Below are 10,970 nucleotides of genomic sequence, written 5' to 3' on the forward strand. Positions count from 1 at the left end.
CATGATCGACTGCTATTTCAAGGGCGAAGTCCAGCGCTCTGACGGCCACGGCTTCATCGGACTGGGCCGCAAGCGCATGCTGCAGATGCTGCACGAGCGCTGCCGTGAGCTCGGGGTGGAGCTGCACTTCGAAGCTGAATTTTCCCCCGAGGACGTCAACACCCGCTTCGCCGATGCAGACGTCATCGTTGCCGCCGACGGCCTGAACTCGAAAATTCGCAACAGTGACCTGGAGACATTCGAGTGCGAGATTGACATGCGCAGCAACAAGTTTGTCTGGCTGGGCACCAAGCAAACCTTCCGCGACGCGTTCACTTTTATTTTTGAAGAGACGGAGCACGGCTGGATCTGGGCCCACGCCTACCAGTTTGACCAGGACACCTCGACCTTTATTGTCGAATGCAACCCGGATGTCTACGACGCCTTTGGCTTCGAGCACATGAGCCATCAGGAGAGCGCAGAAACCTGCCGGCGTATTTTCGCCGCCTACCTGGACGGCCATGAGCTGCTGACCAATTCCGCCCATATTCGGGGCTCGGCGTGGATCAACTTTCCCGCGGTACTGTGCCGCAACTGGGTCAAGGATGACCGGATCGTACTGATCGGGGATGCCGCGCACACTGCCCACTTTTCGATTGGTTCGGGCACCAAGCTGGGGCTGGAGGACGCCATCTCGCTGGCGCAGCACCTGAACTCCGGCGTCTCCGTGCCGGAGGCCCTGCACGCCTATCAGGCGGAGCGCGAGGTCGACGCCCTGCGACTGCAGAGCAGTGCCCGCAATGCCATGGTGTGGTTTGAAAACGTGCCCCGCTACGCCCGCGCTTTCGAGCCCAGGCAGTTCTACTATTCCATGCTCACCCGCAGCCAGCGGGTCAGCCACGAAAACCTGCGCCTGCGTGACAAGGCATGGCTGGAGGGCATGGAAAAACACCTCGCCCGCCAGGTTCTGGGGGAACAGTGCGACGAGGCCGTTCCACCGATGTTCCTGCCCTGGAAGCTGCGCGACATGTCCCTGATCAACCGGGTGGTGGTATCGCCAATGTCCATGTACAGCGCTGTCGACGGCCTGCCCGACGACTGGCACCTCGTACACTACGGCAGCCTGGCCAAGGGCGGCGCCGGGCTTGTCTATACCGAGATGACCGATGTGTCCCCCGAGGGCCGCATCACCCCCGGATGCGCCGGTATCTGGAATGACGAGCAGGAAGCGGCCTGGACCCGGATTGTGGATTTCGTGCACCGGCATACCAAAGCCCGGTTTGCCTTGCAGCTGGGGCACGCCGGCGCCAAAGGCGCCACCAAGGAGCCCTGGAAATGGGATCCGGCCATCCTTGACGAACCGCTGCCAGCAGCGGAGCAGTGGCCGCTGCTGTCCGCCAGCGCCGTGCCCTACGACACCTACAGCCCGGTACCCCAGGCCATTACCCGGCAGCAAATGGATATGGTCAGGGACCAGTTTGTCGAGTCCACCCAGCGCGCCGCCCGCGCCGGATTCGACATGCTGGAACTGCACGCCGCCCACGGCTACCTGATCTCGGCGTTCATTACACCGGTCCAGAACAAGCGCACCGACGAGTACGGGGGCAGCCTGGAAAACCGCCTGCGCTATCCGCTGGAGGTGTTCCGCGCCATGCGCGAGGTGTGGCCCGCCGACCGGCCCATGTCCGTACGTATCTCCGCCCACGACTGGATGGGCGAAGACGGCAACACTGACGACGATGCCGTGGCCATTGCCCGGGCCTTCCGCGATGCCGGCGCAGACATTATCGACGTGTCCAGCGGCCAGGTCTCCCACGCCGCGAAACCCCTGCCCGGACGCATGTTCCAGACGCCGCTTTCCGACCGTATCCGCAACGAAGGTGGCATGGCCACCATGGCCGTGGGCAATATCTACGAGCTCGACCATGTCAACAGCATTATTGCCGCCGGCCGTGCCGACCTGGTCTGCCTCGCCCGGCCACACCTGGCAGACCCCAACTGGACCCTGCGCGCTGCGGCGGAAATGGGCTTCCGGGGCACCGGCGTCTCTGAACCCCACCAGTACTTCCTCGGCTACCGCCAGCTGCATCTCAATCTGGAGCGGGCCCGGGAAGCGGGCGCGCCTCTGTGAAACACGCACTGGTAACGGGCGCGGGCAGCGGCATCGGCGCCGCCATTGCCCGCAGCCTGCTGGACCAGGGCTTTCACGTCAGCCTCCTCGGCCGGCGCCTGGAAGCCCTGCAGGCAACGGTGGCGGAGCACACCGGAGGGCACCACTGCGCCAGCTGTGACGTCACCGATCCGGAGCAGGTCAGCGCGGCATTTGCCGGCGCCAGCGAGGCCCTCGGGCCCATCGACATCCTGGTCAACTGCGCCGGCGCCGCCCCCACCAGCCCCTTTCATAAAATGCCTGCCGGGCAATGGCAGCAGGTCATGGACGTCAACCTGAATGCGGTCTACCACTGCTGCGCCCAGGTGGTCGGGGACATGCGCAGCCGGGGCTGGGGGCGTATCATCAACATCGCCAGCACCGCCTCGCTGAAAGGCTACGCCTACGTCAGCGCCTACTGCGCCGCCAAACACGGCGTGCTCGGGCTGACCCGGGCCCTGGCGCTGGAACTGGCGAAGTCCGGGGTAACTGTAAATGCCATTTGCCCCGGGTACACCGATACCGACATCATTCGCACTGCCATCGCCGGGATAGTCGAGAAGACCGGTCGCACCGAAGCCGAGGCGCTGCGGACCTTTACCGACACCAACCCCCAGGGCCGCCTGATCGAACCCGGGGAAGTCGCCGCTACGGCACTCTGGCTGTGTACCGACTCGGCGCGTTCAATTACCGGCCAGGCGCTGTCCATCAGCGGTGGCGAAACCGGCTGAAGCCACAGACCCAATAACCAGACAGGAACCGACATGCAGACTTCGCAACTCGCTGACTACCAGGCCACCCATTTCCTGTGGCAGGCCGCCGACGGCGTCGCCACCATTACCCTCAACCGGCCGGAGCGCAAGAACCCGCTGACCTTCGACTCCTACGCCGAACTGCGCGACCTGTTCCGGGCCCTGGTCTACGCCGAGGACATCCACGCGGTGGTCATTCGCGGCGCCGGCGGCAATTTCTGCTCCGGCGGCGATGTCCACGAGATTATTGGCCCGCTGACAAAGATGAACATGCAACAGTTGCTGGCCTTTACCCGCATGACCGGGGACCTGGTCAAGGCGATGCGGGCCTGCCGGCAGCCGGTACTCAGCGCCATCGATGGCATCTGCGCCGGGGCCGGCGCCATCATCGCCATGAGCAGCGACCTGCGCTATGCGGCTCCCGACGCCAAGGTTGCCTTTCTGTTCAACCGCGTCGGCCTCGCGGGCTGCGACATGGGCGCCTGCGCTATCCTGCCGCGCATCATCGGCCAGGGCCGGGCCAGTGAACTGCTCTACTCCGGGCGCTCACTGAAAGCGGACGAGGGCGAGCGCTGGGGCTTTTTCAACAGCGTCAGCGACGACCCGTACGCCGCCGCCATGACCATGGCCCAGGCCATTACCCGCGGGCCGACCTTCGCCAACGGCATTACCAAGACCCAGCTGCAGCAGGAGTGGAACATGTCCGTGGACCAGGCCATTGAGGCGGAAGCCCAGGCCCAGGCCCTGTGCATGCAGACCGGCGACTTCGTTCGCGCCTACAACGCCTTTGTAGAGAAAAAGAGCCCGGTGTTCGAGGGCAACTGAGGAGGTTCCGCATGAGTGACAGCAGCTATCTGCAGTGGCCTTTCCTGGAGCCCGCGCACCGCGCGCTGGCAGCAGAGATTGACGCCTGGGCCAGCGCTCACGTTCCGGCGCTGGTAGCGCGAGAGCACGAGGATCTCGACGGGACCTGCATCGGTCTGGTGCGCGGCCTGGGCGAAGCGGGTTTCACCCGCTTCGCAGTGCCTGCCAGCGGCGGCGGCAACCTGGAGAAACTCGATGTTCGCAGCCTCTGCCTGATCCGCGAGACCCTCGGCCGCCATCACGCGCTGGCGGATTTCGCTTTCGCCATGCAGGGCCTGGGCAGCGGCCCCATATCCCTGTTCGGCACCCCGGACCAGCAACAGCGATTCCTGCAACCGGTGGCGGCTGGCCAGGCGCTGGCCGCCTTCGCCCTGTCCGAGGCGGAGGCAGGCTCCGATGTCGCGGCCATGAGCTGCAGCGCCCGTGAGGACGGCGACAGTTACGTCCTGAACGGCGAGAAAACCTGGATCTCCAACGGAGGCATAGCCGATTTCTATACGGTCTTTGCCCGCACCGGGGAGGCCCCCGGGGCCCGGGGCATCAGCTGTTTCGTGGTACCCGCGGACACGCCCGGATTCGAGGTGGTCGAGCGGATCGACCTGGTCGCCCCACACCCTCTCGCCACCCTGCGCTTCAGCGACTGCCGGGTGCCCGCGGAAAACAGGATAGGCGACCCGGGCCGCGGCTTCGGCATCGCCATGGCAACCCTGGATGTATTCCGCTCCACGGTGGCTGCCGCGGCCCTGGGCATGGCTCGCCGGGCCCTGGATGAGACCCTGGCCCATGTCACCAGCCGCAAACTGTTTGGCGGCACCCTGAGCGAGCTGCAACTGGTACAGGGCAAGCTGTCGGACATGGCGCTAGCCATCGACAGCAGCGCCCTGCTGGTCTACCGCTCGGCCTGGACCAAGGACTGCGTGGCCGACCGGGTGACCCGGGAAGCCGCCATGGCCAAGCTGCACGCTACCGAGTCCGCCCAGCTGGTGATCGACGCAGCGGTACAGCTGCACGGTGGCAAGGGCGTCACGCGGGGCAACATCGTCGAGTCGCTGTACCGGGACATACGCGCCCTGCGGATCTACGAGGGCGCCTCCGAAGTGCAACAGACCATCATCGCGCGCCAGGCACTGGCGGCGTTCATGGGTTCCTGAGCTGCCAGTAAGCGGATAATGGACGGCCGGCACAGGGATGGTTTAAGGTAGCGCCGCTGGTTCCTGCGCCGCGACCTCGCGGGACCCATCCCCGAGTCGCAGAGGAAGCCGCCGACATGACCCGATACTGGCAGGACATCCAGCCCGGTGAGCAGTTCGAAACCGGGCAGCTGAGCATCAGCAAGCAGGATATCCTGGAATTTGCCGCCGAGTTTGACCCCCAGCCCTACCACCTGGACAGCGATGCCGCGGCCGACTCGATTTTCGGCGGCCTGTGCGCCAGCGGCTGGCAGGTGGCGGCGTTGATGATGCGGCTGCTCACAGACTCCCTGCACCGGCAGGCACTACCGATAGCAGGCATATCCGCCGTGCCGGTGATGCGCTGGAAAATGCCGGTTTTCGCCGACGATACACTGTCTGCCCGGGTCACGGTCACCGGCCGCGAGGAAACATCGCGCCTGAGCGGCAGCGGCAGCCTGGATCTGGATGTGGTCGTTTTCAACCAGCACAGCAAAGCCGTCATCGAGCTCAGCGCCCGCCTGCTGGTTGCCATCGAGGAAACTGCCCATGCAGGCTAGGCCCTATATTCGCAGCCGCTGGTTCGAGGATATTCCCCTCGGTGAATTTCACGTTTTTGGTTCGCACACCTTCAGCGAACTGGAAATCATCGAGTTCGGGCGCAAATACAGTCCCGAGGCCTACCACACTGATCCGGAGGCCGCGCTGGAAACACCCTATCGCGGGCTGGTGGCCTCTGGCTGGCAGCTGACGGCCATGTGGATGAAGATGATGGTCGGCTATATGGAAAACTTTGCCCGCGGCGTCCAGGACGGACGGCGCAACGGTGCCGGCATGGGCCTGCAGGACCTGGAATGGTTCCTGCCGGTGCGGCCGGGGCACACCATCACCTTCACCTACGAGGTGATCGAGAAGCCGGACCGCGTGATTCGCGATCGCTGGGGTATCATCAAGAGCCGCAACGAAGCGTTCAACCAGTACAACGAGCGGGTGATGCGCTTTACGATCGATATCCTCGCAGAGCGCAACCCTGACAAGCTCAAGTAAGCGCTAGGCCGCCATGGCCTGGGCGAAGGCCCGCCCCTCATCATCCCCCAGCGCGGCTTCGCGCAGGGCCGCAATATCGCTGGCGGAGACATTGCCAGCGACAGCGCGAGCGAGGATAGCCTGCATTTGCGCGGTGGTCCGCGCCCGGGTGTCGCCGTAGCCCTTGACCAGCCGCCCGCACTCCACCAGCTCCAGCGCCAGGGCCCGATCGCTGCCCGCGGCAGCTCGCACCGCCTGCAGCCAGCTCTGGATCAGTGCATGCTCATGGCTGTAGCCCAGCGTCGACCGGCGCCAGCGGCGCAAACCCGCCAGGCCACGCAACAGCAGAAAGACGCTAATGGTGTTGGTGCGCAGGCGCTTGCCGCCGGTAAACCAGCCAAGAAACCGCCGGCAGCTTGGGGATGCCTGCACCCGGCGCCCCAGGGCAGCGGGCAACAGCGCACACATTTCCTCGACCCGGGGGCGGAAAAACTCGGTTACCGCGAACAGCTGCCCCGGCTCTGCCTGGACCTCGGTCCTGATTTTCGCCACGCGGTCGGGCCGGGTCTTGAGCTGGGCCACCCGTGGAATGTCCTCGTAGCACATCCACAGCGCCAGGTAGCGGCCACATTCCTTGACCAGGGCGTGGTGTTCAGCGCTGCCGGGATCGAGTGCGAGCAGGGCTTCAAGCTCTTCCAGGTACTGGTGGGCGTAGGGGTAGTCCTGGTAATCCACCAGCTTCTGCAAACCCAGATACAGTATCTCGTGACAGTCTTCGGGAAACGCCTGCAGGCGCTGCAGCAGGGCCTGCCCCTCGCTGGTGGTCGCAGTGGGCAGCTGGAACCCGACAGGCTCGAGTGCCGGCGCGGGCGGCTGGAACTGCTCCACGCCCCTTGCGCTGGCCCGTTCATAGCCGGCTTCGAAGGCGGCCAGATTGCTCGCCACCGCCTTGCCGGTGGCGCTGATGACCGCGCGATAACTGTCCTTGGCAAAAGGCAGCACACCGGCGCCGGCCAGGGCCCCGAGCAGCACCGACGAGATCACCGTGCCGTGTTCATTGGCCAGCGCCAGCATGTCGTAGTGGATATAGTTCCGGGCGTACTGGCTGGCCACGCTCTGCAGCACTGTTGCATCGACGATACCGTCGGCCAGATGCTCCTTTTCGGTGATCCCGTAGACCCGGTGGTCCGAGGCAATCAGGGTGGTGCGTTCGGGCGTGACGAAACCGCGCTGCACCATGCGCCCGGCCTCGGCGATCTCCGAGGCGATGGCAATGTCGATGTCGCCCTGGGCGGGAAACAGCGACATCACCGGCAGGGTATCACCCTGCAGGCGATCCCGCGGAAACAGCTCGAGATAGTAGATCGTGGCGCCGGTACGCTGGGCGACGCCCGCCAGAGAGGTGGACTGGCAGAGCCAGCCCTCGCGGTCGGCGACGTCGATGACCCAGTTGGTCAACACCCCGCCCCCTTCACCTCCAAGCGCCGCGAGGATCATGTTGATGGTTCCGGACGCGTTGGTCACAGCGCTGTCTCCTGTTGCCGGCGGGCGGTGCGGGCCTGCAGCCAGCCGATGACGGCGCCGCGCACCCTGGCCGCGAAGCGGTCGACCCGACCGGGGTTGTAGATGAGGTCGACCCGGGAAAATGACGGACAGAGGATTGCGGCGTGGGCGTTGCTGCCGCAAACGCCGCAGCCAACGCAGCTGTTGTCGACGTAGGACACGGGGTCCCGGCGCAGGGGGTCGGGATTGGGCTTTATGGTCAGCGAAGGACAACCGGAAATGCGGATGCAGGCATGGTCGCCGGTACAGGTGTCGCTGTCGACCATGAAACGTGCGCGCACTGTCCGCTTGCCACCACTGATAGCCTGCTTCATCAGCGGCTTGATCCGCCGCTGCCGGTTCAGCATGCACTCGCCTTCCGCCACGATCACCTTCAAGCCCGGCTCGCCGGTGGTCAGCGCTTCGCGCAGGGTGTCCATCATGGCGTCAATGCTGTAGGTGCTGACCGTGCGCAGCCAGCTCACCCCTGCGCCGCGGCAGGCCGCCTCGATGGACTGGGCATCCGTGCGGCTGGCGGAGGCGGCATCCAGGGTGGTGGCGATGATCTGGTTTGGCTCCACCATCGACGGGATATCCTGGCCACCGGTAGCCGCGGAGTAGCCGTTGTCGACAATCACCAGCACCCCATCGTGCTTGTTGAAGACTGCGCTGGTGACCCCGCTGGTCAGGCCGTTGTGCCAGAACCCGCCGTCACCCATGATGCTGATGGACTTGTGCGGCAGGCTGTGGCGAATGCCCGAGGAACTCGCCAGCGACAGGCCATAGCCCATGATGGTATTGCCCAGGTTGAAGGGCGCCAGGGTGGCAAAGGAGTGGCAACCGATATCAGAACTGATGTGGAACGGTCCAAGCTCTTTCTGCACCTGCTTGATGGCGGAAAACAGGGGCCGCTCGGGACAGCCGGTGCACAGTCCGGAGGGCCGCGGCGGCACATTGGCCAGCAGCGCCTGCTGGTCGTCCTCCGTCAGCGGATTGCGCAGCGCTTCCACCGCGGTTGCCGACAGGGCCAGGGTGATATCCGGCGCCGCCTGCTCAAGGAAACGGGTAATCCCCTCCAGAGTGACCTGGCCCGTGTACTCACCCGCCATGGGCATGATGTCCTTGCCACGTACCCGCGTGTCCACGTTTGCACGCCGCAACACGGTGTGGATGCCCTGCTCCACATACTCCGGCTGCCCTTCCTCCAGTACCAGCACCTGTTCGCGGTCGCGGCAGAACTCGACCAGTTCATCCGGCACCAGGGGATAGGCGACATTCATCACATAGAGCGGAATCTCGGTGTTGCCAAACGGGTCCGCGAGGCCCTGGCGCTGCAGGGCGCGGACGACCGTGTTGTAGACCCCGCCCTGGACAATGATCCCGACTTTGTCGTGCCGGCCGGGAAACACTTCATTGAGCTTGTGCTGCTGGATATAGGCCAGCGCAGCGGGCAGGCGCTGGCTGATTTTCTCCCGCTCCTGGGCGTAGACATGTGGTGGCAGGATGATTTTTTCCGGTTCCCGGTGGGGCTGTACCGGGTTGCGGTTGCTGAACCCGGGCGCGACATTGTCGCGGGCGACGAACTCCCCGGTCACGTGGCAACCGCGAATGCGCATCATGTAGAAGATCGGCGTGTTGCTGGCCTCCGACAGGCCAAAGCCCTGCTCCACCATGTCGACAATGCTGGGCAGGTTCGGCCGCGGGTCCAGCAGCCACATCTGCGCTTTCATGGCAAAAGCGTAGGTGCGCTCCTGCATGATGCTGGAGCCTTCACCGTAGTCCTCGCCGACGATCACCATGGCGCCGCCGGTGACGCCCGAGGAGGCAAGGTTGGACAGGGCGTCGGAGGCGACGTTGGTGCCCACCGTGGACTTCCAGGTGACCGCACCGCGCAGCGGATAATTGACCGACGCACTGAGCATGGCCGCAGCAGTGGCCTCGCTGCCGTTGGCCTCGAAGTGCACACCGAGCTCCCCGAGGATCTCGCGGGCATCGTTGAGCACATCCATCAGGTGGGAAATCGGTGAGCCCTGATAGCCGCCGACATAGGACACACCGGACTGCAGCAATGCCTTGGTGATGGCGAGTATGCCCTCCCCACGGAACACATCGCCGTCCCCGGCACGCAGCTTGAGGACTTCCTGGGCAAACGAACGCTCGGCCATCTGCTATCAGTTCCCGGGAACCAGAGCCAGCACCCGTACCGGACTGCCCGAACCCTCGCGGATCTTCAGTGGCGCGGCGATCAGGATTGCCCCTGTAGCCGGCAGCTGGTCCAGATTGCAGAGACTGGCCAGGCCACACTTGTTGGCCCCGTGCATCAGATTGTGGCAGGGAAACATGGGCTCCTGGGCCGAGGCCTGGCCGCAGTCGGTGCCGACCGTCTCCACTCCAACGCCGATGACATCGCGTTCTTCCGCCAGAAACGCCACGGTCGCGGGATCCCAGCCGGGCGTGTGGCAGCCGTCGCCGTGCTGGTTCAGGTAGCCTTCGGTTCCCACCTTTTTCGACCAGTCCGTCCGATAGAGTACCCAGGCGCCGGCGGGGATTTCGCCGTGACGTCCCTCCCACTCGCGGATGAAGTCGACGGTCATCAGGAAATCGGGATTCGCTTCCGCCTCGGCAACCGCGTCGATAACCACCGCCGGGGCGACAAAGCGCTCGGGAGGCAGGGTGTCGGTAGCGTGATTCTCGTGATCTTTCCCGGTAACCCAGTGGATCGGCGCGTCAAAGTGGGTACCGGTATGCTCCCCGCAGCGCAGGTTGTTCCAGTACCAGGCGGGCCCCTTCTCATCGTAGCGGGAGATGGTTTCCATGCTGAAAGGCCAGGACTCGCCCCAGCCAAATTCGGTGGGTAGCGGCAGTGTCGGGGTTTCAGGTGACAGTGTCGCGGTCAGGTCCACGATCTTTACGCCCCCGGTAAGCAATGCTGAAGCGAAATCCCTGAGCAGGTCTGCAGTCATACGTCTTCTCCCTGTTTCGACAGTGGTTGTGCACCAGCGGCAAAGATTCTTGCCCATGGCGCTGGATTATATTTTAGGCTTAAAATATAATCCAGCGCAACGTGGAATAAAATACGGAGCACCTGCCATGCACACCACCCTACTGCCCGAGGGCTGGCCAAGACCCAGCGGATACGCCAACGGTATACTCGCCAAGGGAACAGAAACAATCTATGTAGGGGGCCAGATCGGCTGGAACGCCCAGTGCGTTTTCGAAACCCGTGACTTTATCGCCCAGGTGAAGCAGACCCTGCAGAACGTCTGCGCTGTACTTCAGTCAGCGGGCGCTGGCCCGGAGCACATCACCCGCATGACCTGGTTCATCACCGACAAGCAGGCCTATGTGAGCCGTCTCGCCGAACTCGGCCCGGTATACCGCGAAGTGATTGGCAAGAATTTCCCGGCCATGAGCGTGGTCGAGGTCTCAGCCTTGATAGAGGACGAGGCAATGGTGGAGATCGAGGTGACCGCGGTCAAATGACTCGGG

Annotated in this window: 10 protein-coding genes; 7 read left to right on the forward strand and 3 right to left on the reverse strand. The window is 64.4% G+C overall.

Annotated elements, in window-relative coordinates:
* The 6 genes from RJQ10_RS02630 to RJQ10_RS02655 all read left to right on the forward strand — a co-directional run.
* On the forward strand, window positions 1–2,110 hold a 2,110-nt coding region (locus RJQ10_RS02630; protein ID WP_350143354.1), incomplete at its 5' end, for a bifunctional salicylyl-CoA 5-hydroxylase/oxidoreductase.
* Window positions 2,107–2,859 (forward strand): SDR family NAD(P)-dependent oxidoreductase, encoded by a 753-nt coding sequence (locus RJQ10_RS02635; RefSeq protein WP_350143356.1) that lies wholly within the window; start codon window positions 2,107–2,109, stop codon window positions 2,857–2,859. The genes RJQ10_RS02630 and RJQ10_RS02635, both read left to right, overlap by 4 nt.
* 33 nt (window positions 2,860–2,892) lie before the next feature.
* A complete protein-coding gene (locus RJQ10_RS02640) occupies window positions 2,893–3,705 on the forward strand; it encodes an enoyl-CoA hydratase family protein (protein WP_350143358.1) in 813 nt (270 codons plus the stop codon).
* Between the two features lie 11 nt (window positions 3,706–3,716).
* Window positions 3,717–4,895 (forward strand): acyl-CoA dehydrogenase family protein, encoded by a 1,179-nt coding sequence (locus RJQ10_RS02645; RefSeq protein WP_350143360.1) that lies wholly within the window; start codon window positions 3,717–3,719, stop codon window positions 4,893–4,895.
* A 116-nt stretch (window positions 4,896–5,011) separates the two neighbouring features.
* Window positions 5,012–5,473: a MaoC/PaaZ C-terminal domain-containing protein gene (locus RJQ10_RS02650; protein WP_350143362.1), complete on the forward strand. Its 462-nt coding sequence runs from the start codon at window positions 5,012–5,014 to the stop codon at window positions 5,471–5,473.
* On the forward strand, window positions 5,463–5,960 hold the full coding sequence (locus tag RJQ10_RS02655; RefSeq protein WP_350143364.1) for a hotdog family protein: 498 nt from the start codon (window positions 5,463–5,465) through the stop codon (window positions 5,958–5,960). The genes RJQ10_RS02650 and RJQ10_RS02655 overlap by 11 nt, the downstream gene beginning before the upstream one ends.
* A gap of 3 nt (window positions 5,961–5,963) precedes the next feature.
* Here RJQ10_RS02655 and RJQ10_RS02660 read toward each other — a convergent pair whose 3' ends face one another.
* Genes RJQ10_RS02660 through RJQ10_RS02670 form a run of 3 tightly spaced genes read right to left on the reverse strand, consistent with a single transcriptional unit; the run spans window position 5,964 to window position 10,444 of the window.
* Window positions 5,964–7,463 carry an indolepyruvate oxidoreductase subunit beta family protein gene (locus RJQ10_RS02660; protein WP_350143366.1) on the reverse strand — a complete coding sequence of 500 codons (1,500 nt, stop codon included), beginning with the start codon at window positions 7,461–7,463 and terminating at the stop codon, window positions 5,964–5,966.
* Window positions 7,460–9,646, reverse strand: coding sequence for a thiamine pyrophosphate-dependent enzyme (locus tag RJQ10_RS02665; protein ID WP_350143368.1), 2,187 nt, complete (start codon window positions 9,644–9,646; stop codon window positions 7,460–7,462). Before RJQ10_RS02665 ends, RJQ10_RS02660 begins: the two co-directional genes overlap by 4 nt.
* 6 nt (window positions 9,647–9,652) lie before the next feature.
* Window positions 9,653–10,444 (reverse strand): cyclase family protein, encoded by a 792-nt coding sequence (locus tag RJQ10_RS02670; RefSeq protein ID WP_350143370.1) that lies wholly within the window; start codon window positions 10,442–10,444, stop codon window positions 9,653–9,655.
* A 127-nt stretch (window positions 10,445–10,571) separates the two neighbouring features.
* On the opposite strand from RJQ10_RS02670, the gene RJQ10_RS02675 reads away from it, so the two are divergent.
* The gene (locus RJQ10_RS02675; protein WP_350143372.1) at window positions 10,572–10,964 is read left to right on the forward strand and encodes a RidA family protein; all 393 of its coding nucleotides are present in this window, start codon (window positions 10,572–10,574) and stop codon (window positions 10,962–10,964) included.
* The last annotated feature ends 6 nt before the right edge of the window (window positions 10,965–10,970 follow it).

The organism is Haliea sp., from assembly GCF_040222615.1.
Classification (GTDB): domain Bacteria; phylum Pseudomonadota; class Gammaproteobacteria; order Pseudomonadales; family Halieaceae; genus Haliea.

Coding starts and splice junctions, on each gene's coding strand:
- RJQ10_RS02675 (WP_350143372.1), top strand. CDS start 10,572: ATGCACACCACCCTACTGCCCGAGGGCTGGCCAAGACCCAGCGGATAC.
- RJQ10_RS02640 (WP_350143358.1), top strand. CDS start 2,893: ATGCAGACTTCGCAACTCGCTGACTACCAGGCCACCCATTTCCTGTGG.
- RJQ10_RS02645 (WP_350143360.1), top strand. CDS start 3,717: ATGAGTGACAGCAGCTATCTGCAGTGGCCTTTCCTGGAGCCCGCGCAC.
- RJQ10_RS02650 (WP_350143362.1), top strand. CDS start 5,012: ATGACCCGATACTGGCAGGACATCCAGCCCGGTGAGCAGTTCGAAACC.
- RJQ10_RS02655 (WP_350143364.1), top strand. CDS start 5,463: ATGCAGGCTAGGCCCTATATTCGCAGCCGCTGGTTCGAGGATATTCCC.
- RJQ10_RS02665 (WP_350143368.1), bottom strand. CDS start 9,646: ATGGCCGAGCGTTCGTTTGCCCAGGAAGTCCTCAAGCTGCGTGCCGGG.
- RJQ10_RS02670 (WP_350143370.1), bottom strand. CDS start 10,444: ATGACTGCAGACCTGCTCAGGGATTTCGCTTCAGCATTGCTTACCGGG.